Raw genomic sequence first — 23,667 nt, forward strand, 5'->3', positions numbered from 1 at the left:
AGCGATATCCGCGACAATGTCGGCTATAGTCCGATCACAAGGGTCAAACGAAAAGATGGATCGTTCGACCTAACTCCGCTTATCGTAGGAAGCCAAGGAACGCTTGGAATTATTTCAGAAATGATTATGAAGAACGAATTCGTTAGCGCACATATGGCCGTGGCCGCCGTGGCGTTTAGCAGTAGTGAAACTGCTAGGGATGCGCTGGATAACCTACGTAAACTCGAACCAGCTTTTTTGGAATATTACGACGGTGCATTATTTGAAGCAGCGGCAAGCGAAGGGAAAGTATACGATTTTTACAAAACCGCTTGTGCTAGCGGCAGCGTAAGCACGGTCATTATGATAGGGTTCGATGACTTTAATGAGCGAGCCCGAAGCCGCAAGCTTAAAAAGGTTGCCAAAACATTACAAAATGTTGAAGTGACACTAGTAAGCGCTAACGGGGAAGATGCCCAAGAAATTTTGGCAATCCGTGAAGTAACCGCATACTCCTTACGGCCTGCAGGCAAAGATCTCTCGGCACCTCCACTTTTTGACGGTGCATATATTCCATCCGAACGTTTTGATGATTTCTCATCGGCGGTTGCTACGCTGGCGGCAAAGCATCACGTTACTTTGCCTCTTCACGGCCGAATTCTAGAAAGCGTCTACTCTACGCGCCCTCAATTGCAGTTTCACAAAGTAGGTGACAAGCAAAAAGTATTCAAGCTTCTTGATGAATACGCGAAGATTGTTGAAAGTTGTGGAGGCCATCTGATCGGAGAAGGGGGCGAGGGCCGAGTAAAAGCACGCTTTGCCTATGCTCCACTCGACGACGATATACTCGAGTTTTTCACGGCTGTAAAAGCGATTTTTGATCCGTTTGCTATCCTTAACCCCGGGGTAAAACAAACCGCCGAGATCAGGCAGCTAGTTTCTCAGCTTCGGACAGATTATGACACGGCGCAATTCGCTAGCTATGTTCCCTATAGCTAAGCCTTGAAAATGTCACTTTAAGCGACTATCATAGCTAAAGCGCGCGAGTGGCGGAATGGTAGACGCGCTAGCTTCAGGTGCTAGTGTCCTTCGGGATGTGGAAGTTCGAGTCTTCTCTCGCGTACCAGAGTAAAAATCGGCTTTTATGCCGATTTTTACTTTACTATACTTTAGATACTATACTGATATTTACAACACCACCCCTGTTGGCAAATTGCTCATATTTACAGAATTCTTTAAAATGGATATGCAAATATTAAACGTAATAGGGTGGGAACTAATATGAAAATGAATATCAAAGGGTTAATGTTAGGTTTTGCGGCATTCGCAATGGCGGTCAGTACGGTTGTCTCTACTGCTCAGCCAGCAGCAGCTGTTGGTCCTTGTGGTTCGAGTTATACCAAGGTTGGATCTTACAATATGGCTGCAGGGAATGCAAAGGGTGGAACTCTCGAGATATACTGGTCAAATACAAAAAAGAATAACTGTGCGGTGGCAAGATGCTACGACTGGACCTGTGGATATGGTGTACACCGTGAGGTGTATATCAGCAGAACAAATGACAGTTCTTGGAATGACTGGGAATCTGGGTGGAACTGGGTAAGTTATGCAGGTCCTGTCTATAGTTACAATTCAGTCGGGCGCTGCATAACCGCCCAAGCCAGATTCTACGCTGGTGTTAATTCTAACTACGGAACAGCTAGAATTGAGGGTAAACACTGCGGTTAAATAAAAAAGTCTCGTAACTATTAAAACTTAAAACGCTATTCGAACGGATAGCGTTTTAAAGTTTAGATTAGTAATAAGCGTACAGACCCTATTTGGATTGATGCAGGCTACGGATTTGTTTTTTGAACTGGGCGAACTGATCCTCGAACTCTAATGTGCCGTCAATTTCGACATAATACTCATCAGGCATGGAGGGTGCTTCAATTTCACTCGCTACCCGCAGTACATGTTCGGGGGCAAACCGCATCTGATCATTGGTAATTTCTCGATTTTCTCCGCGTTCAACGGCTATATCTATCGGGGTTTTTATCCAGATCACAGCAACGTCTGCACCAAGCTTATGAGCGATCGCAGCGTATCTTGCCCGGTCTTTGACGAAATTGTAGTTTGCATCACACACAACGGAATGACCCGCACTTAAGGCTTCGTGTGCAGCATACGCAAGTGCGCCAAATACGAGCAGATGATCAGTCGAGCCGTGATGTTCTTCAGGCTTATCAAATAAATGTCGTCTTAGGTGGTCACTATTTAAGCGGAGAGCTTTAATTTGTGTTGCAAATCTTTTTGAGAAATGACTTTTTCCAGAGCCAGGATATCCCAACATAAGATATAGGGTACGTTTCATGATTCTTTAACAGGGGTCGCATTAACTATATTCGTATAAATAAGCTTAAGCATATCAGAAATTATATCACGTGCATGAATGGTTTTAGCAATTATTTATCTCCTTTCGCTACAATAGGGATATGAATGAATTATCCGTAGGTGTTGGACCATATGAAAAGCCATGGCCCGTAGGATTCCAATACGATGTTGTACTACTAGAAAATGGCGACCGTCGGAACGTTGAAGATAAATATCGCTACTGGACGGTAAATGCCATTAAAGCCGACCTCGACAAAACTCGAGTCGATCTTCATATTGCGATCGAGAATTGGCAGCATGACCTTAATATTGGTACGATTGTACGAAATGCCAATGCCTTTAATGTAGCGGCCGTACATATTATTGGTCGCCGTCACTGGAATCGTCGAGGAGCGATGGTAACCGATCGTTATCTTGATATTATTCAGCACCAAACGGTCGAAGATTTCGTGAAGGCTGTAGATGGCCGTCATATCATAGCCGTAGATAATCTACCTGGCGCCGAGCCTCTTTCTGAAACAATGCTACCTAAAAAAGCGGTGCTCGTATTTGGAGGTGAGGGACCAGGGTTAAGCCAAGAAATGCGTGATGCTTCTGAAAAAATGGTGATGATCGAGCAATTAGGGAGTACACGATCTGTCAATGTTGGCGTGGCGGCTGGTATCGTTATGTACGCATGGCTGCAGCAGCATATTTTTAGCGTTGATTAGATAAATTCACACGCTATATATTGTGTCAATCTTGTCGGACTGTCATAATGAGAGTATGGAAAATAGTTCAGAAACTAGACACGTAACAAGGATTCATATCGAACTAACACCGAGTGATCCCGTTGAGTCTGCGCTCCATGAATTTATAAATGATGATGAGCAAAAATTGCATATCTTTACAGGTGCACGGCATATCGTGAATACCACTGAAGCCCATACGCACGTCTTCAGGGAAAGGCTTGCGCATATAGAAAAAGCCTTGGCTATGGTTGCGCACAACTCTATATTTCTAAGTGGGAATACCCGATTCATACCGCGTAAAGACGGGGGTGGCAGACTTTTTATCGAACCGATGCAGCCGGATAGATTGACGAATATCGTCGGCAGGATGAATGGCATCGCTTCCCTAGAGGGCGTTAGTGATACCGGTCTTTTGTATGTTGATTTTAGCAGCCAAAGTTTAAAGGAAGATATTCTCGAGCGAAGACGCGCGTTCAATGAAAAAGCTAAAGATCCTTCAACGCGTGAGCGTTTTTATGTCGGAAGCCCTCATCTCGTTACGCTTGATATTCCGCAATATAAAATACGCGGACGGCCATTAAATGAAGTAAGCTAGTTCATGGTATAATTACCCTATGATTTATCAATCTATCCATCACTCGCATCTGCTGCCGGAACGTGTCGGATAGATTTCTTTTTACTAAAAAATAACGCCGATTCACGTTTTCGGCGTTTTTTGATCCATTTATTATTTATTTTAGGAGAATTACTATGTCCAGATCTAAAAGCTCACGCTTGCGTTTACCGGATAAAAATGCAACAATAACCCCTATGAGTAGTTTGTCTTCGCAACCCTACAAAGGTACGCGTGATTCTTACCCCGAAGATATGCGTGTTCGAAACTATATTTTTGCGCAGTGGCGTCGAACCGTTAAATCGTTTGGATACGAAGAATACGGCACACCTCTTTTAGAGCCGCTTGAACTTTATGCCGCTAAATCCGGTCAAGAACTCGTTAGCGAGCAAACCTACACGTTTACCGACCGCGGTGGCCGCGTTGTAGCCATCCGTCCCGAACTAACGCCGAGCGTCAGCCGCATGGTAGCTGCTAGACGCCAGGAAATGGCATACCCAGCCCGTTTATATAACATTAGCAACTACATGCGCTACGAACGCCCTCAGCGCGGTCGTGAACGCGAATTCTGGCAGATGAATGTCGATATTTTTGGCGTGGAAGGCGCTCTGCCGGAATCTGAAGTAATCGGCATAGGCTATACGCTGCTTAAAAACCTTGGCGCGACTGACGAGATGTTCATCATCAAAATTAATAACCGAAAAGTTATTAATTATATGATGGCACAGTATCTTGGCCTTGATACTATTCAGGCGCAGTTAATGATCAAGCTATTTGACCGCAAGAATAAGATTGCAGCTGAGGACTTTCGTGATCAGGCAATCGAGATTTTTGGCGAACAAGCCGCCCCGGAAGGTCTAAAAAAGATTTCCGCACTTCTGTCCGCTAAAAGCATGGGCGAATTACCTGAGGATATTCGTGAAAGCGGAGCTGTAAAGGAAGTCCAAGAACTATTTACGCTGTTAGAACGTGCCGGTGTTAAAAATGCTATTTTTGACATTACCCTAATGCGAGGCCTCGACTACTATACGGGTACTGTATTTGAATTTTTCGACACGCACCCGGACAATAACCGTGCGATGTATGGCGGTGGCCGCTACGACGGACTTGTCGGTTTGTTTGGCGCCGAACCTATTTCGGCAGTTGGTATGGCACCCGGCCTTACGATGACCGAATTATTTTTACAGACGCACAAACTCCTGCCCGACCTTCCTTCTACGACCGAGGTTTATATTGTTGTACTTGGCGACGCTCTAAAAGGTGCTATGAAATTAGCGAGCGATCTACGTGAAGAAGGCGTGAATACCGAACTTGATATCACTGGTCGTAAACTCGACAAGCAGCTTAAGACAGCGGTGAAAAAACACATTCCATTCATTATTTTTGTTGGTGATGACGAGCTGCAAAGCGAGATCTATCCATTCAAGGACACCGCTTCAAGTGAAGAGCAAAAACTGAGCTTCGAACGTATTGTCAGTAGTGTCAAAGATCGCCGCCGCAAGCATGACGACGATTTAGACGATTTGTTCGAGTAGTCTACATCTGTTATAGTAGTCCGAGTATGAAGACTACCGTAAAACACCTATCCGACACAAAGGTTGAGCTAACTATCTCGCTTGACGCTAAAGAACTTAAAGACGCCGAACAAGTGGCGCTTACAAAACTATCAAAATCCGTGAAAGTCCCGGGCTTTCGTAAGGGTAACGTGCCAGCTAGTGTGGCTGCAAAGCATGTTGATCCTAATTTGCTTTCGCAACAAACCCTTGAAGATGCGCTTTCAAAGTCTGTAGCCGAAGCCTTTACGGCCGAGAATCTACAAGTACTTGACCGCCCCGCTGTCGATGTTAAGAAATTCGTTCCCGGTAGCGAAGTAGAATTCACAGCCGAAGCTGAAATCTTACCAAAAATAACGCTAGGTGACTATAAAAAACTGAAAGCTAAAAAAACAGCCGCTAAAGTTGTTGCAGCCGATGTTGACGAAGTCGTTGAACGTATGCGTATTGGCATGGCCGAGAAAAAAGATGTGAAGCGCGCTGCTAAAAATGGCGACGAAGCAACAATCAACTTCATTGGTAAAAAAGATGGCGTTGCGTTTGAAGGCGGTACAGGTAACGACTATCCTTTGACTCTTGGAAGTAACTCATTTATTCCAGGGTTCGAAGAAGGTATTATTGGTAAAAAATCGGACGAAACATTTGATCTTGAACTTACGTTTCCCGATGATTATCACGCGGCTGACCTAAAAGGCGCTAAAGTTGTTTTTGAAACGACTCTGACAGCTCTTAGGGAAATCGTCCTACCTGAACTTACTGATGAATTCGCAGCCAAAGCTGGTCCTTTCACTTCTATTAAAGAGATGAAAGATGACATCAAAAACGAACTAGCTGCACAAAAAGACCGTGAAGCCGTCGAAAAACTTAAAGACGAACTTGTTAAAGAACTCGTTGAAGTAAGCAATGCTCCGACTCCAGATGTCCTAGTTAAGGATCAAGCCGAATCAATCGAACGCGACATGACGCAGAACTTGATGTACCAAGGCTTAACGCTTGAACAGTATCTTGAGAACAAGGGCTTCGGATCAAAAGAAGAATGGCAAGAAACTGAAGTTAAAGACGCAGCAATCGCACGCGTTAAAGCCGGACTTGTGCTTGCTGAACTTAGTAAAGCTGAAAAGATTGAAGCAACGAATAAAGAACTCGACGAACATGTCGAACTATATAAAAAACAGTACGCCAATAACCCGCAAATGGTCGCGCAATTCGATCAGCCAGAAGCTCGTCGTGATATTGCTAACCGTCTACTGACCGAAAAAACAGTTGATCGTCTCATAGAACTCAACAGCTAATAGTTTTTTTGCTTGCGTGGTATCATAGAAATATGAGCGCAGAGCAGACGATTCGGCAGCTCCTTGCCGAGGCAGATGTGAAAATAAACGGATCTAGACCGTCAGATCTGCAGGTTCTTGATGATAGATTCTATGGACGTGTCCTTCGCCACCGCGAACTTGGTCTAGGTGAGTCGTACATGGATCGCTGGTGGTCATCAAAGGCGCTTGACGAACTGATCGCAAAAGTCCTGAGCGCTAATCTTCGCCGCAAAGTTCGGATTAGTCCTGAAATGGCTTGGACGTTTGTTCTGTCGTCTATTACTAATCGCCAAACTATTACGGGTGCTAAGAAGAACGCTTCTCATCACTACAATATCGGCAATGATCTTTATGAGCGGATGCTAGATAAGCGCATGGTCTATAGCTGCGGCTACTGGCGAAATGCTAAAAATCTGGACCAAGCCCAAGAGGCAAAACTCGATTTGATCTGTCGCAAACTTCATCTGAAAAAAGGCATGAAAGTGCTCGATATTGGTTGTGGCTGGGGAGGTTTTTCCAAGTTTGCAGCTGAAAAATACGGTGCAGTTGTTACGGGCGTTAGTCCGGCCGCCGAACAAGTCAAACTTGCCCGTAAACGCACAAAGGGTCTATCGGTGACGATCAAGCAACTTGATTACCGCGATGTGAAAGGCAAATACGACCGAATTGTATCTATCGGCATGCTGGAACATGTCGGAAATAAAAACTATCCGACGTTCTTTAACCAGTGTCTAAAATTATTAAAACCTGACGGTTTGATGTTGCATCACACAATCGGGGCTAATCATACTACCAGGGCTAATGACCCCTGGATTGATAAATATATTTTTCCAGGTGGGCATTTGCCCTCGCTTGCCGAATTAACCAAGGTGACGCAAAAGCAATTTATCATTGAAGATATACATAACTTTGGCCCGGATTATGACAAAACATTAATGGCCTGGCATGCTAATTTTGTAAAGCACTATAAAGAGATTAAAGGCGAATATGACGAACGATTTTACCGTATGTGGACATACTATCTGTTGGTATGTGCTGGCCTATTTCGCGCCCGTCACGCACAGCTCTGGCAAATCGTCATGCGTCCTAGAGGACGTAGTGATACCTACGAAAGCATTCGTTAGCACTCTGGGTTGACGAGTGCTAATTGACGGCGTAAAATAGAGTATATGAATAAGCCAAGCAATTATCTCGTACCAACAGTTATCGAAAAAACACACGAGGGTGAGCGTGCCTTTGATATCTATTCTCGCCTGTTAAGCGAACGTATTATTTTCCTCGGCGAGGAAGTAAATGAACATACGGCTAACATCGTTGTAGCCCAACTTTTACACCTTGCGTATGATGACCCTAAAAAAGACATCAAACTATATATCAACAGCCCAGGGGGTAGCGTATACGACGGCCTAGCGATCTTTGATACTATTCAGTTTATTGCACCTGATGTACAAACAATTGGTATTGGACTACAAGCCAGTATGGGCGCATTCCTGCTCAGTAGTGGAACAAAAGGCAAGCGTGTCGCACTTCCAAATAGCCGTATTATGATCCACCAACCGAGCAGTGGCACTCAAGGTAAGATTACCGACCAAGAGATCACCCTGCGTGAAGGATTGTTCCTCAAGCACCGCTTAAATGAAATCCTTGCTAAAAACACCGGTCAGAAATTATCTAAAATCGAAAAAGACGTTGATCGTGACTTTTGGATGAGTGCCGAAGAAGCCGTCAAGTACGGTCTTATCGACGAAGTAATCGAAAAGGCTTAACTACCTAAAAATGAGGTAACCATTTAAACTTACGGTCTGGGTTGCTTTCATACATCTCTTCATATTCATCGAGAATTCCGGCATTGCGCGCTGCTCCAATCGCATTCTGCCGAGTGCACCATGCCTTAGTTGATCGTGGAAATAGATTGTCTGCATCACCCTCTACTAGGGCAGTCTCTAATTTCTTGCGATGACCCAACTGCTCTTTAATAAGTACGCCACCAAGTGCTAGTCCTGCCATGTATAGCGGAATAGTAGCGGCATTTTTTGATTCTCGCGTTGTATATAACTCGAAAGCTTTACCCGCTAGTGCGACCGTAGACACAAGGCTTAGTGCAACTCCTATTGGGGTTGTTCTGAGTGTTTCGATAGATTTTTTGGGTAACTTATTCAAGATTTATCTAATATATAATATTTTGACAAAACACACAATAGCGTGCGATTGGCATGTTTTAAAAATAACTGTTATAATACATATACACCTAGACCTCTGAAAGGAGGTGAGTGATATGGCTATGCGTAATTGGGTGGAAGACGATCCCCTCTGCTGTTCGACTGGTGCGGATAAGCCCGACAAAGGGCCCACCGTCAACGCTGGACCGTTCGGGTGGCTGCGTGTCGCAGTCGCTGCGTGTGTAATAGCAGTGGCTTGCGTGGAGGGTAGTATCCAGGGCATCCGGGCTCTGCGCCGCTAAGTGCGTCGGTCACGACGCTCAAATAGGTTCGTTTAGTCGATAAGCCTATGAGGGCGACCCTCTCTATGTTTGTCCTGAGCGATAGACCTCCGTGGTTAACCCTGCGGAGGTCGTCTCATGTTCGGATACTTTTACAAAAGCTCAAAGTAGTCGCAAATTTATAATCGGGATATAACATGAATTAGTCTTGTTTGTTGTATATTCCACGCTTGAACAGCCATAAGCGGCATGTTTAAATTGGTCGGTAAGTCAGCAAAATCATTCAAATTACCAACTTTTGCAGGGAGTGAGAATGATGGCCGACCAGGCCGAAGATGAAAGAGCCAGACGGCGTGCGGCAGTTCTTGAGCAGATTGAAAAAAACAAGCGCCTCAATCAACAAGCTAAGACTGATGCCGAGCGAGCACGTCGACAACAAAACAGATAGAGCTCCGGCTCTCTTTTTGTTGTGACTTACGGAATACCCGCACTATCACATGCTTATTGTGATGGTGCGGGTTGCTGTTAATTTTAGGTAATTTATGATATAATAAATTCTAACATACGCCAACACGGGGAGTGGGCAAAATGAAACGTGGAAAGTATGTCCAGGACATCCTGGCCGGTGTCGCCGGTCTGGCGCCTCTCGGCCTCTGCCTTTACGAGGGCTGGCTAGGAGCGGCGCACATCGCAGCAGCTGTCGTCGGCGGCGCTCTTCTGACCTTCGGGGTCGGATTGGGCATGGAGGTCTGGTGCAAAGACAGGGCTGATGCCAAAGTCAGCAAGCTCTGAAGCGCAACCTTCCTCCGCATGAGCGGTTTCTGATGGTCGTGAGAGCAGTTAGCTCCGACCATCAGGAACTTGCTCCATTTTTATTTTTTAATCCATAAATTTCCTCCGTTTAAAGCCTTGACTTATTGTCAAGCAGGCTTCACAATAAGTATCAAGAAGTAGTGTAGCTGTGGTTACGTGTGCACTAACGTCCGGCGGCAATGGACGTGAAATCACCACAGTTAAGGGAATCTTCGGCGCCGATTCTACAAACCTAATCACTAATACAATTTATTTGCGAGGAGTATAACGCGTGGCAAAAACCAAGCAGAGCGCAGCAAAGCGTGTCTTTTTTACTAAAGGCGACACAGCTTTACCGCTACCAAATCTCATCGCTCACCAAAAAGATTCTTGGCGTGAATTCGTCGAGACTGGTCTGAGCGAAATATTTTCAGAACTTAATCCTATCGAGGATTACACAGGACAAAAACTAGAATTACGATTCAAGGAATATGCGTTCCAAGATCCAAAAACTAGCGAGCAAGACGCAAAGGAAAATAACTTAACCTTTGACGCTCCTTTGCATGCCAACGTAGAACTTACCAACAAAGTTACTGGTGAAGTTAAAGAACAAGAGATTTATCTTGGTGACTACCCATGGATGACCGACCGCGGTACGTTTGTGATTAACGGTACCGAACGTGTCGTTGTTTCTCAGCTTATCCGTAGTGCAGGTGTATTCTTTACTGCCGATAGCGGTGTGGGCCGTAATAACTACGGTGCTAAACTAATTCCTGGCCGTGGTGCATGGTTGGAATTTGAAACCGCTGCTAACGGTACTATTTATGTTAAGATCGACCGCCGCCGTAAACTTCCTGTTACTACACTTTTGCGTGCCCTAGGCCACAGCAAAACATCTGAAATCAAAAGCCTTTTTGCCGATGTTGACACCGGTGAAGTAAAATACATCGATGCAACGCTTGAAAAAGACCCTTCAAAGGGTGCAAACGAAGCACTAATCGAAGTATACCGACGTCTACGTCCGGGCGACCTTGCCACGGTCGACAACGCACGTAGCATGATCGAACGTATGTTCTTTGACTTCAAACGCTTTGACTACAGTCGCGTTGGTCGTTACAAACTAAACCGCCGTTTAGGTGTTGATGTTCTAAACACGACTGAAAACCGTGTTTTCCAAATGAGCGACCTTATTGCCATTATTAAGGAGATTATTCGCCTTAATAACTCTCAGGAACCTGCCGACGACATCGACGCACTATCTAACCGCCGCGTGAAACTAGTTGGTGAGCTTGTTGCTCGTCAGTTCCGCGTTGGTATGCTGCGTATGCAACGTAACGCCATGGACCGTATGTCTATGTCTGACATCGAAACAGTTACTCCAGGCCAGCTAATTAACGCTCGTCCTGTCGTTGCTGCCGTTCGTGAGTTCTTTGCCAGTTCACAGCTTTCACAGCTGATGGACGAAGTTAACCCGCTTGCCGAGCTTTCACACAAACGCCGCCTAAGCTCAATGGGCCCTGGCGGTCTTTCACGCGAACGTGCTGGATTTGACGTGCGTGACGCGCACCCAACTCACTACGGACGCCTATGTTCTGTAGAAACTCCAGAAGGTGCAAACATTGGTTTGGTGCTGAACTTAGCGACCTATGCACGTGTTAACGAATATGGTTTTATTGAAACCCCTTACCTTAAGGTAGTTAAAGGCAAAGTTACCGAAGAGCTTGTCTACCTAGACGCTTCACAAGAACTCACCGAAGTTATTGCTGACGCTGGTGCCAAGATAAACGATGACGGTACATTCGCCGCTGAACGCGTGAGTGCTCGTAACAACCTGAACCCAGAACAAGTTGACGTATCTGAAGTAACCTACATGGATGCTGCCTACAAGCAGATCCTCGGTTCAACTGCATCACTCGTGCCATTTATCGAGAAAAACCGTGTTGACCGTTCACTTACTGGTTCAAACATGCAGAAGCAAGCTGTCCCGCTTTTGACGCCACAGGCTCCAATCGTTGGTACTGGTATTGAAGGCGAACTTGCTAAAAATACGAGTCAGCTAGTTACCGCTGAGGGTGATGGTGAAGTTGTCCGTGCTGATGGTGACGAAATCCACGTTAAGTACAAAGACGGAACTAAAGTGTACGAACTTACTCACTTTGCTAAGTCAAACGACGACCGTTCAATCAACCAGAAAACCCGCGTTAACCGCGGCGACAAGGTTGTAGCCGGCGACGTACTAATCGAAGGTGCTTCAATCGCTGATGGCGAGCTAGCACTTGGTCGTGACCTTACTGTGGCATTTATGCCTTGGGGTGGTTACAACATGGACGACGCGATCGTCCTAAGCGACCGTATCGTTCAGGAAGACGCTCTAACAAGCATCAACATCAAGGACTACACCGTAGAAGTCCGTGAAACCAAACTAGGTCCAGAAATCGTTACCCGCGATATTCCAAACGTATCTGAAGAATCACTTCGTCACCTAGACGAAACTGGTGTCGTTCAGATCGGTTCTGAAGTAAAAGCCGGCGACGTACTTGTCGGTAAGATTACGCCAAAGGGTGAACAAGAACTAAGTTCAGAAGAACGACTTCTTCGTGCGATCTTCGGTGAAAAAGCCAAGGATGTCCGAGATACTTCACAGCGTATGAACAACGCCGGTGGTGGTAAAGTCGTCGGAATCAAGATCTTTAGCCGTGAAAACGGTCACGAGCTTAAAGCTGGTGTGCTCATGCAGATTCAGATCTTCGTTGCGCAACTTCGCAAAATTAGCGTTGGTGACAAGCTTGCTGGTCGCCACGGTAACAAGGGCGTTGTTGCTAGGATTCTCCCTGTAGAGGACATGCCATTCATGGAAGACGGTACCCCAGTTGACGTAGTACTTAACCCGCTAGGCGTGCCTTCTCGTATGAACATTGGTCAGCTATTTGAAACGCACCTTGGTATGGCCGCACGTGCTCTTGGGTACAAAGTTGCAACCCCACCATTTAACGGTGTTCCAAACGATATCATTAGCGACGAACTTGAAAAAGCTGGTTTTGCCCGTGACGGTAAATCACAACTATTCGACGGTCGTACTGGTGATGCATTCGAAGAACGGACAACTGTCGGTGTGATGCACATTATTAAGCTTCACCACATGGTAAGTGACAAGATTCACGCTCGTTCAACTGGTCCATACACTATGGTTACCCAGCAGCCGCTTGGTGGTAAAGCGCAAAACGGTGGTCAGCGATTCGGAGAGATGGAAGTATGGGCACTTGAGGCGTATGGTGCTGCTACGACCCTTCAGGAAATGCTTACGATCAAATCAGACGATGTCTATGGTCGTGCAAAAGCATACGAATCAATCATCAAGAACGAAGCGATTGTTGGTCCTAAACTGCCAGAATCATTCAACGTGCTCGTAAAGGAACTTCAAGGACTCGGCCTACGTGTCGACCTATTAGTTGATTCCGAAGATGCTATTGTTGATGCCGAACAGGTAATTGCCGCAGCTGGTCCAGCCGACAAGACTGTTCCTGCACTTGATGACACTGAAGTCGAAACCGTTCTAGATGAAGCTGATGAACTTGGCGACATTGACGGTGAAGATGGAATAAGTATTCAAGACATTGATGAAATAGAAGAAATTAAGGAGGAGGCGTAATATGAGCCGCATTATCGCCAACAACGGAATTGCTGATTTTGACGCTGTCCGCCTTGCTGTAGCCAGTCCAGAAGATATGCTGAAGTGGAGCTACGGGGAAGTCACAAAACCAGAGACGATTAACTACCGTACGCAAAAACCTGAACGCGATGGTTTGTTCTGCGAACGAATTTTCGGACCAGTAAAAGACATCAACCCGCACGATAGCAAGCTAAAGGGAGTCCGCTCTCGTGAAGCGGCTGTCGACAAGAACGGTGAACTGGTCACTAAATCAATCGTTCGTCGTGAACGAATGGGCCATATTAACCTTGCTGCGCCTGTTGCGCACATCTGGTTTATGCGCGGTACACCGTCAGCCATGTCACTATTACTTGGCGTGACTGTCCGTAACCTTGAACGTATTGCTTACTTTGCAACCTACGTCGTTCTAAAGGTCGACGAAGAAAAACGCGACCAGTACCTTGCTGATCTAGAAGCTGAAACCGAAGCTGGACGTGCCGCGATTAAAATTCGCTACGAACGCGAAGCAGAAGGCGAAGGCGTTGACGTTAAGCAACTAGCTGAACAGCAATCACGCGAAATCGAAGAGCTTGAAGAAACATATACCGTTAAAAAAGCCCAGCTTGAAATGCTCGTAAAGAGCGCGCTTGTTAACGAAACTGATTTCCGTAACCTTCCTGAAGAATACGAAGATCTAGCTGAAGTTGGCATGGGCGGTACGGCACTTAAAGCACTTCTAGACGAAATTGACCTTCCAACGCTTATCACTAAGCTATCCGAAGAAGTCGAAGGCGCTAAGGGCCAACGCGAAAAGAAACTCCTGAAGCGCCTTAAGGTGCTTGAGGGTATGCTTGCCGCTGGTATCAAACCAAGCAGCCTAACGCTAACTGTTCTTCCTGTTATTCCACCGGACCTACGTCCAATGGTACAGCTAACAGGTGGCCGTTTTGCGACATCTGATCTTAACGACCTTTACCGTCGTGTGATCAACCGTAACAACCGTCTTAAAAAACTGATTGACCTAAACGCTCCTGAAGTTATCCGCCGCAACGAAATGCGTATGCTTCAAGAAGCTGTCGACGCCCTCGTTGATAACAGCGCAGCCCGTGGTGGCCGTGCTGTTAACGCAACAGGTGGCCGTCGCCGTCTAAAGTCAATTAGCGACATGCTAAAGGGTAAACAGGGTCGTTTCCGCCAGAACCTTCTTGGTAAGCGCGTAGACTACTCTGGACGTTCAGTAATTGTTGTTGGTCCAAAGCTAAAGATCAACCAGTGTGGACTTCCGAAGCAAATGGCGCTTGAACTATTCAAACCGTTTGTCATCAGCTGGTTAATCCGCGGCGAACACGCCCACAACATCCGTTCAGCTACCCGTTTGATCGAATCTGGCGATACGCTAGTCTGGGACGCACTTGACGCGGTTATCGAAGGCAAATACGTGCTTCTTAACCGCGCACCATCACTTCACCGTCTATCTATCCAGGCATTTATGCCTAAGCTAGTCGAAGGTAAAGCGATTCAACTGCACCCACTTGTCGCGAACGGATTTAACGCCGACTACGATGGTGACCAGATGGCTGTTCACCTGCCACTTTCAAACGACGCTCAGCGTGAAGCTCGCGAACTGATGTCAGCGACAAACAACCTGTTGAAGCCAGCCGATGGCGCGCCAGTGCTTAACATCGGTCAGGACGTTGTGCTTGGTAACTACTACCTAACATACGAAAAACCGAGTGCCCAGACTGATAACGTCAAACCTTACAGCTCTGTTTACGAAGCTGAAATGGCGTATGACAACAAAAAGCTACAGCTACAAAGCCCAATCCGCGTTCTTGCAAAGGGTGAAATCCGTAACACGACACTTGGCCGCGTATTCTTTAACGAGATCCTGCCAGCCGATTATCCTTACGATAACGCTATCCAGAACAAGAAACAGTTAAAGAAAGTCCTTGCAAAGATCTTTAACTCGTACGGTGCCGAAGTTACTGCCGCTACTGCTGACCGAATGAAAGGCCTTGCCTTCCGATTTGCAACCATCGCCGCTGTATCTACTGGTAAAGACGACTACATCCACTTTGATGAAGTGAGTGAATTCGTTGCTGAAGGTGACGCCAAGACAACATTGATCTCTGAACAGTTCGATGAAGGTCTGATTACCGAAGACGAACGCTACAACCTTACCGTTGGTGCATGGCGCGCGGTTGACCGCCAAGTAACAGAGTTCCTTCAGTCTAAGCTGAAGGACATGGACACTAGTATTAGCGTCATGGTCAACTCTGGTGCTCGTGGTGATATTTCAAACGTGAAGCTTGCAAGCGCCATGGTTGGTATCATGGTGGACGCCAGCAACAAAGAAATTGAGCTGCCAATCCGTTCTAGCTACCGTGAAGGTCTAAGCTCACTTGAATCATTCGTCGCCACCCGTGGTGCGCGTAAGGGTCTGATTGACACCGCGCTTAAGACCGCTGACTCGGGTTACCTAACTCGTCGTCTTGTAGACGTATCACAAGACGTGTTTACCGTCGAAGACGAAGCAGGTGATGACGATGGCTTCAGCATCTTCCGCAATGAGTCTGAACTTACCATGATCAACTTCGGTAACCGTCTATTCGGACGATTCACTGCTGAGGAAATCCCTGGTCACGTTGGTAAAGACGAGCTCATTACTCGTGAGATCGCAGACGCTATCGAAGCTGACGAAAGTCTTGAAAGCGTTAAGATCCAATCCGTTCTTTCGACTAAGAACCTCCGGGGTATCCCACAAAAGAGCTACGGTATCGACATGGCAACCGGCGCACTTGTTGCCCGCGCACAGCCAGTCGGTGTTATCGCAGCCCAGTCTGTCGGTGAGCCTGGTACACAGCTAACGCTTCGTACCTTCCACGCCGGTGGTGTAGCTGGTGGCGACATCACGCAGGGTCTGCCTCGTGTTGAAGAGCTGTTCGAAGCTCGTACACCAAAGGGTCAGGCATTCGTTACCGAAGTAACTGGTCTTGTTGACACCTGGGAAGATGGCAAAAAGTACATCGTTCAGGTTACTCCAGCAGCTGGTCACGTCGAGCGAATCGCGCTTGAGGGCCGTACGGTTGCTATCAAGGCTGGAAGCAATGTTAAGGCTGGCGACATCCTTGCATCTGCCGAAGGTGAAGCGAAACCTCTTACCGCGCCATTTGACGGTGTTGTAGAGATCGCCGAAGACACGCTAGTACTAGCGGCTAACGCTAGCGCGCCTGTTCGTTACGAAGTTCCTGGTGCGACACAACTTGTTGTCCGAAGCGGTGACATGGTTGAAGCGGGCGACCGTTTATCAATCGGATCACTTAACCTTCACGACCGTATGCGCCTAAAGGGTACTGAAGCGACTCAGCGTTACATCATTAACGAAGTTCTGCGTATCTACGCCGCACAGGGTCAAGACGTTGCCGACAAGCACCTTGAGATCATTGTGCGCCAGATGTTTAGCCGTGTTCAGGTTGAAGACCCAGGCGACAGTAGCTTTGTAACCGGTGATATCGTATCAAAGGCTGCCGTTGTCGAAGCAAACGCCGAACTAGTACAAACTGGTGGCGAACTTGTAAGCTACACCCAGTTACTCCTTGGTATTACCAAGGTGTCTATCTGGAGCGATAGCTGGCTGTCTGCCGCGTCATTCCAGGACACAACCCGTGTGCTGATCAATGCTGCTGTATCTGGCCGCGCAGACCGTTTGCATGGTCTGAAGGAAAACGTTATTATCGGACGCAAGATCCCTGTGGGAACTGGCGCCGAAATGAACGAACCCGAAGAGCTCTTGGCAAACGAAATCGCCGAAGACATCGAACTAGCTGTCTAGCTAGAACGATCGGTTCAAAAAATGCCCCGCTTGTATTAAGCGGGGCATTTTGTTTGAAAATTACTTGACACTTTACTTTTGCAAGCGTATCTTGGTATGTAAGCGAGAGATGCTCCCACTTGGGAGTTTTTTTCACGCTGATTGTCCAAAGTTCTGATCGAGGAGGGGTTATTTAATGTCCAAGCGGGATGATGTGTCCACAACGCCAGATCGTCGTCGAGTACGAGTCTGGTTCGGTAAGCATCCCATCTGTGATGTGACGAAGCCTTCGGTGGAGGCCGCAACATACGAAGCTGGTATGCGCCGGCGATTCGCTGGCCTGAGGGTCACGAATCATGAGGTACTAGCCACTGGTGAGACGATCGACTAGAACGGGCAATTACGCCCGGGGAGAGCGCCCTCAGGATTAACACCCTGTTAAAGCCGCTCCTCCGGGCTCTTTCCTTTTCTGGAACTTATTTTGTTATAATAGGTATTATGTCTGAACGATTAGTCCTCTTGAATGCCGGTTACAGTACCCACAAGCCTAAAAAAGGCGACATTCCTTCTAATGAGGGGAAGATCCTCGACTTTATCGCAAGTCAGAGAAAAGACGAAAATGATGAAAATGATCCGGGTAGTACAACATTTGTACTGATTGACACTATATGGAGTAATAGATTCGGTGAAAACGACCCCGATACGGGTGAAAACAAATCCCTAGCTAGCCATTTAGGGTTACGAGCAGCCTTTACGACGCTTATTGACGATGATGAATACGCTAATAACGAATGGAAGAGTCAGATAAATGTCACTATTGGAACTGATCACCAAGTCGCAATGGAGAATGGTAAGCCTCTTTCGCAAATCGTGCGACTAGGCGAAGGTAAGGAAAAAGCACGAAATGCCTTAATCACGACGTTAGAGTTCAAATCGGCACTAGGGTCGAATGCTGTAAAATTACTAAAATTGGCAGCCGTCTATCCTCCCGAAACTGACCCCCATGCCCAGATGAGGCACATCAGTGGTCTTAATACAGCACTAAACGGCGAGGGTATTATACCTAGACCTTCTGGCTACCAGATAGTTGCCGGTGATCTTAACGGTCTGGATGAACACGCCCGCTACAAACCAGGACTCCCGAAGCTGGGCAGTAAACTTGTAGAACTTTGGGCCAAGAAAGCCGAGCGTTCCACAGATCCGAGTTACTGGGACAAAGTAGCGCTTACATTAGACAAACGTCTTGTGATACCAAAAATGCGATCGTTCAGGTATCTAGAAGCTGGAGCAGGCTCAACCTTCCATAGCCGGGCATCTATACTCGATCTAGATCGCATACACTACTACGGCCTTCGCAAAAAAGGAGCAAAAACTGTCGGAAAAGGCTTGTCTGATCATAGAGCTGTTGTGTTCGATTTCGATTTGTTATAGCGTAACCCTCGACAGTTCACAATCTTTTTGCTATAATCACAGATGAGTTTCCTCTTTTAAACCGTAGTGGTGATTTGAATGTGTACACACCCATCGGAAGTTAAAGGAATGACACGACGAGGACATGCTGAGTCCAGATCGTAATATAGGGACACCCCTTGTCCCATTTGTAATGAAATAACAGGAGTTTTCATGCCAACGATTAACCAATTGGTGCGAAAGCCACGCAAGACTGCTGGTAAAAAAAGTAAGTCACCTGCGCTTGGCCGCATCCACAACGCGCTAAAAACGCGTTACTATGATCAGAATAGCCCGCTAAAGCGTGGTGTTTGTATCAAAGTAACAACTAAGACACCTAAAAAGCCTAACTCGGCTCTTCGTAAGGTTGCACGTGTGCGCCTAACAAACGGCCAAGAGGTTTGGGCATACATTGGTGGCGAAGGTCACAACCTACAGGAACACGCCGTTGTGCTAGTTCGTGGTGGTCGTGTGCCAGACCTTCCAGGTGTTCGTTACCATATCGTACGTGGCGCCCTTGACCTTCAAGGCGTTGCAAAACGTCAACAAGGCCGTTCAAAGTACGGTGCTAAAAAGGAGGATAAAAAGTAATGCCTCGTAAAGTCACTAGAAAGCTTCAGCGCGAGCTAAAGCCTGACCGCAAATATCAGTCTGTACTTGTACAGCGCCTGATCAACAAGTCTATGATTGATGGTAAAAAACTAGTTGCTGAACGTGCGGTTTACGCTGCACTTGAAACAGCTGCGAAAAAGCTTGAAAGCGAAGACCCACTAGAGGTATTCGAAAAAGCGCTTCGTAACGTCGCTCCAAACTTCGAAGTTAAATCTCGTCGTGTTGGTGGTGCTAACTACCAAATTCCATTCCCAGTTCAGGGTCACCGCCAACTGCACTACGCGTACAGCTGGTTGGTTCAGTCTGCTCGTAACCGTAAAGGTATGCCATACTCTCAGCGCCTAGCGCTTGAAGTCGTCGACGCCTACAACGGTGCCGGTGCTGCTTTCAAAAAGAAAGAAGACACCCACAAAATGGCCGAAGCAAACCGTGCATTCGCACACTTCGCCCGAAGCTAATCTACAGTTTCAAAAAAACACCTCGCCGAAATGGCGAGGTGTTTTTGTTTAACGGCGCGAATTCCACTGGACAAATCCGCTTCGATGCAGCCACTGCATCAATCCGGTATTTCAGTGCGAGTTCATTGTCATAGGGTCAGCGCCACCTCGAATACCCGTGTCTAGCGCATTGATTTGTTCTATATCTTCAGTACTGAGCTCAAAATTGAAAACGTCGAAATTTTCTTTGATGCGTTCTTCGTGAACGGACTTTGGAATGACAATCAAGTCGTTTTGTAAGTGCCAACGAATAACAACCTGGGCGGCAGACTTATTGTACTTAGAGCCTATCTCCTTAATCACGGGATTATCTAGGACGGGCGTGACATCGTTTTTGCGTGATCCGCCGCCACCAGGACCGCCAATCGGACTCCACGACTCGACCTTTATATCATTACCTTTGCAGAACTCACGCATGGCAACCTGTTGGAAATAAGGGTGAAGCTCTACCTGGTTAACCGTAGGCAATATCACGGACTCTTTCATGAGTCGTTCCAGGTGTTCGATCGCGAAGTTACAAACACCAATTGCTTTTACTCGGCCGCTTTCATGTAGCTGCTCCATTGCTTTCCAGGTATCTAGATATTTATCTAGTTCTGGCGCAGGCCAGTGAATCAGATAAAGATCCACGTAATCTAGCCCTAGCTTCTTTAGACTAACGTCGAAGGCTTTTAGGGTAGAGTCAAACCCTTGGTCGCTGTTCCATACTTTTGTCGTGACAAATAACTCCTCGCGTTTGATGCCGCTGCGGCGAATTCCTTCACCGACACCCTGTTCGTTACCGTACACGGCTGCTGTATCAATTAGGCGATACCCAGCTTTAATTGCAGCATCAACAGCACTTGCCACTTCTTCGCCGTCTTTAGCATTCCAGACCCCTAGGCCGATTTGTGGCATAACCACACCATTATTTAACGTAATTGTTGGTTGAGACATTAGCCCTCCTTAATATCTCTATTATACGTTAAATCAAACTCCGAATACAGAAAACACGATGTCAAGTTGAGGGGAGAGAATTGACTAAAGTTATATTTTATTATATTATGATACAGATACGTCCAAGAACAGTGCGATCATTCTGAATTGGAGAAGTACATGAACACTACCGAGTCAAACGAGAACGGGTCGACTGGCAAGCGGCGGTACATCGCCATTGCGGTTGCGTCTACAGCTGTCTCTTTCGTTGTTTTCGTGTTTGCTATCGCGGTATCGTCGTGGGAATTCAACAAGACTCATGTATTGCATGGCGCGTACGTCGGGATCGGCATCGGCTTAGGTACGACCATCTGCGCCTGGTGGGATGACAAGAAGAAATCTAGGTCCTAGCTCTGACAGCGCCGTCCTGGATGTATCGCTACACGCGGGAGTAGCTTAATGCAGCGAGATTTTCATCGCGTTGCAGGTCCCGAAAGGTATAGATTTGTGGTTGAAAGTATTTTACTTTCGCCTGCTATATCTTACTGCTTTACAAATGTGTATTTGTACTGATGAGTCCAAAAGGACGAAAGCGGACAAAGAATTTCCAAATGAGCGGGAAGTGGACGACTAGCACTGGCATGCCCTTTCGCTTATACATAAGGTTACTGGGTAAAGTTCCGACCAGTAACACGTGACTTTTACACCGTAATCTGCTATAATGACAAGTAAAGAGTTATTTTTTATGCCTTAAATTTGGCCAAAAATAACGAAAATAATAAGCAAAGGAAGAGCAAGACACGCTATGGCACAAAAAAATGTCCCGCTAAAGGACTTTCGTAATATCGGTATTATCGCCCACATCGACGCGGGTAAAACAACCACAACTGAGGGTATTCTTTACCGTACTGGAATCAACCACAAAATTGGTGAGGTTCGTGGTGCTGACGGTGATAGTGCTACAACAGACTGGATGGCACAGGAAAAAGAACGTGGAATCACCATTACTTCTGCTGCCGTAACCGCATTCTGGAAGGGTCACAAGATCAACATCATCGACACCCCAGGACACATCGACTTCACTGCCGAAGTAGAACGTTCACTTCGTGTTCTTGACGGTGCCGTAACCGTATTCGACGGTAAGATGGGCGTAGAAGCCCAGACCGAAACCGTGTGGCGTCAGGCAAACAAATACGGTGTGCCACGTATCTGTTTCATTAACAAGATCAACCAAATTGGTGGTGATTTCTACAAATCACTCGATACTATTCACAACCGTCTTTCAAAACATGCTCTTCCTATTCACCTTCCTATCGGATTTGAAAAAGAAATCAACGGTCTTGTTGACCTAGTTGACATGAAATCGTATACCTACGAGGACTACACGGACAAGGCGCTTGTTCCAGGTGAGATTCCTGCTGACATGCTTGAAAAAGCAAAGAACGCCCGTAGCCTACTAGTTGAAGCAGCTGTCGAAGCTGACGACGAACTATTCGAACGCTTCCTTGAAAAGGGTGAAGAATCGATTACTATCGATGAACTAAAAGCAGCCCTGCGTAAGCGCGTGCTTGCTGGTGACTTTTACCTAGTTACTGGTGGTGACGGCCGTGGTGTAATCGTTGAAAAGGTGCTCGACCTCGTTGCTGACTACCTACCATCTCCACTTGACGTTGACGGTATTTGGGGCGAAAACCCTAAAACTGGCGACAAAATCGAACGCAAACCATCAGAATCAGAGCCTATGGCTGGTCTAGCATTCAAGATTGCAACTGACCCATTCGTTGGTAAGTTGATCTTCGTTCGTGTCTACAGTGGTGTTATCAAGGCCGGTTCATACGTCCTAAACACGACTACAGGCAACAAAGAACGTATCGGCCGTATCGTTCGTATGCACGCCGACAAGCGTGAAGAGATCGATTCTATCGGTGCTGGTGACATCGCCGCTGTCGTTGGCCTGAAAGACACCTTTACAGGTGCAACTATTTCCGACCCAGCTCACCCGATTACCCTTGAAAGCATTACATTCCCAGAACCGCCTGTATCAATTGCGGTAGAGCCTAAAACTAAGGCTGACCAGGAAAAAATGGGTGTTGCACTTCAGCGTTTAGCCGAAGAAGACCCAACTTTCCGTGTTCATACCGACGACGAAACAGGCCAGACAATTATGTCAGGAATGGGTGAGCTTCACCTGGATATCCTTATCGACCGTATGCGCCGCGAATTTAACGTCGAAGCAAACATCGGTGAACCACAGGTTGCGTTCCGTGAATCTATCAAGGGCACATCAAAAGTCCAAGGTAAGCATGCCAAGCAATCTGGTGGACGTGGTCAGTATGGTGACGTTTGGGTTGAATTTGAACCAAACGAACCTGGTAAAGGCTTCGAATTCGTCGATGTCATTAAAGGTGGTGTCGTGCCACAAGAATACCGAAAACCTGTCGAACAAGGTATCCGTGAAACACTTCTTGGCGGAGTTATCGCTGGTTACCCTGTAGTAGACGTCAAAGCGACGCTTTACGACGGTAGCTACCACGACGTGGACTCAAGCGAACTTGCCTTTAAACTAGCAGGTGCACTTGCAACGCGTGAAGGTATCAAACAAGCGAAACCGATTCTGCTTGAACCTGTCATGAAAGTTGAAGCAACTACTCCTGAAGAATTCATGGGTGACGTTATCGGAGACCTTAACGCTCGTCGTGGCCGTATTGATGCCATGGAAGACCTACTCGGCGGTGCCAAGCTCATCCGTGCCTATGTGCCACTTGCTAGCATGTTTGGCTACACCGGTGATCTACGCTCAATGAGCCAAGGCCGTGCGGCATCTACGATGGAACTTGCTAACTACGAAGAAGTACCACCAAACGTAGCGCAGGAAATCATCGAGAAGCGATCTAGCAAATAGTCGTTGATCGAAACAAGAAATACACCGTCAGCGATGGC

At 46.7% G+C, this 23,667-nt stretch carries 19 protein-coding genes, 1 tRNA gene and 1 pseudogene; 18 read left to right on the forward strand and 3 right to left on the reverse strand.

The annotated features are described in order from the left end of the window. The 3 genes from VK497_00300 to VK497_00310 form a co-directional block, all read left to right on the forward strand. Window positions 1–978 (forward strand): FAD-linked oxidase C-terminal domain-containing protein (locus VK497_00300; protein ID HMI08826.1); only part of this gene is annotated, 978 nt, incomplete at its 5' end. Between the two features lie 41 nt (window positions 979–1,019). Then, window positions 1,020–1,105 (forward strand) — tRNA-Leu (locus VK497_00305). Window positions 1,106–1,260: 155 nt separating this feature from the next. Further along, window positions 1,261–1,707, forward strand: a complete 447-nt coding sequence (locus tag VK497_00310; GenBank protein HMI08827.1) for a hypothetical protein — start codon at window positions 1,261–1,263, stop codon at window positions 1,705–1,707. 88 nt (window positions 1,708–1,795) lie between these two features. Here VK497_00310 and VK497_00315 read toward each other — a convergent pair whose 3' ends face one another. Then, window positions 1,796–2,332, reverse strand: coding sequence for an ATP-binding protein (locus VK497_00315; GenBank protein ID HMI08828.1), 537 nt, complete (start codon window positions 2,330–2,332; stop codon window positions 1,796–1,798). Between the two features lie 121 nt (window positions 2,333–2,453). Between VK497_00315 and VK497_00320 the strand changes: the two genes are divergently transcribed. From VK497_00320 to VK497_00345, 6 genes are all read left to right on the forward strand, one after another. Further along, window positions 2,454–3,062: a TrmH family RNA methyltransferase gene (locus VK497_00320; GenBank protein ID HMI08829.1), complete on the forward strand. Its 609-nt coding sequence runs from the start codon at window positions 2,454–2,456 to the stop codon at window positions 3,060–3,062. A 55-nt stretch (window positions 3,063–3,117) separates the two neighbouring features. Further along, entirely contained in the window at window positions 3,118–3,678 is a 561-nt protein-coding gene (locus VK497_00325) for a hypothetical protein (GenBank protein ID HMI08830.1), read from the forward strand. A gap of 155 nt (window positions 3,679–3,833) precedes the next feature. Continuing rightward, window positions 3,834–5,231 (forward strand): histidine--tRNA ligase, encoded by a 1,398-nt coding sequence (gene hisS, locus VK497_00330; GenBank protein HMI08831.1) that lies wholly within the window; start codon window positions 3,834–3,836, stop codon window positions 5,229–5,231. Between the two features lie 26 nt (window positions 5,232–5,257). Beyond that, window positions 5,258–6,541: a trigger factor gene (tig, locus tag VK497_00335; GenBank protein HMI08832.1), complete on the forward strand. Its 1,284-nt coding sequence runs from the start codon at window positions 5,258–5,260 to the stop codon at window positions 6,539–6,541. 32 nt (window positions 6,542–6,573) lie between these two features. Next, a complete protein-coding gene (gene cfa / locus VK497_00340) occupies window positions 6,574–7,686 on the forward strand; it encodes a cyclopropane fatty acyl phospholipid synthase (protein ID HMI08833.1) in 1,113 nt (370 codons plus the stop codon). Between the two features lie 45 nt (window positions 7,687–7,731). After that, on the forward strand, window positions 7,732–8,328 hold the full coding sequence (locus VK497_00345) for an ATP-dependent Clp protease proteolytic subunit (GenBank protein ID HMI08834.1): 597 nt from the start codon (window positions 7,732–7,734) through the stop codon (window positions 8,326–8,328). Window positions 8,329–8,332: 4 nt separating this feature from the next. On the opposite strand, the gene VK497_00350 is transcribed toward VK497_00345, so the two are convergent. After that, on the reverse strand, window positions 8,333–8,722 hold the full coding sequence (locus VK497_00350) for a hypothetical protein (protein HMI08835.1): 390 nt from the start codon (window positions 8,720–8,722) through the stop codon (window positions 8,333–8,335). Window positions 8,723–9,315: 593 nt separating this feature from the next. Between VK497_00350 and VK497_00355 the strand changes: the two genes are divergently transcribed. The 8 genes and pseudogenes from VK497_00355 (at window position 9,316) to rpsG (ending at window position 19,773) form a co-directional block, all read left to right on the forward strand. Beyond that, window positions 9,316–9,450, forward strand: coding sequence for a hypothetical protein (locus tag VK497_00355; protein HMI08836.1), 135 nt, complete (start codon window positions 9,316–9,318; stop codon window positions 9,448–9,450). 140 nt (window positions 9,451–9,590) lie between these two features. Beyond that, window positions 9,591–9,794 (forward strand): hypothetical protein, encoded by a 204-nt coding sequence (locus tag VK497_00360; GenBank protein HMI08837.1) that lies wholly within the window; start codon window positions 9,591–9,593, stop codon window positions 9,792–9,794. Window positions 9,795–10,086: 292 nt separating this feature from the next. Then, complete coding sequence (locus VK497_00365; GenBank protein HMI08838.1) at window positions 10,087–13,443, forward strand: DNA-directed RNA polymerase subunit beta; 3,357 nt, start codon at window positions 10,087–10,089, stop codon at window positions 13,441–13,443. 1 nt (window position 13,444) lies between these two features. Beyond that, window positions 13,445–16,924 (forward strand): annotated as a pseudogene (gene rpoC, locus VK497_00370) (DNA-directed RNA polymerase subunit beta'). A 526-nt stretch (window positions 16,925–17,450) separates the two neighbouring features. Then, window positions 17,451–17,645, forward strand: a complete 195-nt coding sequence (locus VK497_00375) for a hypothetical protein (protein HMI08839.1) — start codon at window positions 17,451–17,453, stop codon at window positions 17,643–17,645. Window positions 17,646–17,752: 107 nt separating this feature from the next. Beyond that, complete coding sequence (locus tag VK497_00380) at window positions 17,753–18,685, forward strand: hypothetical protein (GenBank protein HMI08840.1); 933 nt, start codon at window positions 17,753–17,755, stop codon at window positions 18,683–18,685. Between the two features lie 192 nt (window positions 18,686–18,877). Next, window positions 18,878–19,294, forward strand: coding sequence for a 30S ribosomal protein S12 (gene rpsL, locus VK497_00385; GenBank protein ID HMI08841.1), 417 nt, complete (start codon window positions 18,878–18,880; stop codon window positions 19,292–19,294). Beyond that, complete coding sequence (rpsG, locus tag VK497_00390) at window positions 19,294–19,773, forward strand: 30S ribosomal protein S7 (protein ID HMI08842.1); 480 nt, start codon at window positions 19,294–19,296, stop codon at window positions 19,771–19,773. Before rpsL ends, rpsG begins: the two co-directional genes overlap by 1 nt. Window positions 19,774–19,884: 111 nt before the next feature. Here the strand turns inward: rpsG and VK497_00395 are convergent, their stop codons facing one another. Beyond that, the gene (locus VK497_00395; protein HMI08843.1) at window positions 19,885–20,748 is read right to left on the reverse strand and encodes an aldo/keto reductase; all 864 of its coding nucleotides are present in this window, start codon (window positions 20,746–20,748) and stop codon (window positions 19,885–19,887) included. A gap of 784 nt (window positions 20,749–21,532) precedes the next feature. On the opposite strand from VK497_00395, the gene fusA reads away from it, so the two are divergent. After that, entirely contained in the window at window positions 21,533–23,629 is a 2,097-nt protein-coding gene (fusA, locus tag VK497_00400) for an elongation factor G (GenBank protein HMI08844.1), read from the forward strand. Window positions 23,630–23,667 lie beyond the last annotated feature (38 nt).

The sequence above is a fragment of the Candidatus Saccharimonadales bacterium genome, assembly GCA_035317825.1.
GTDB lineage: Bacteria > Patescibacteriota > Saccharimonadia > Saccharimonadales > Saccharimonadaceae > DATHGB01.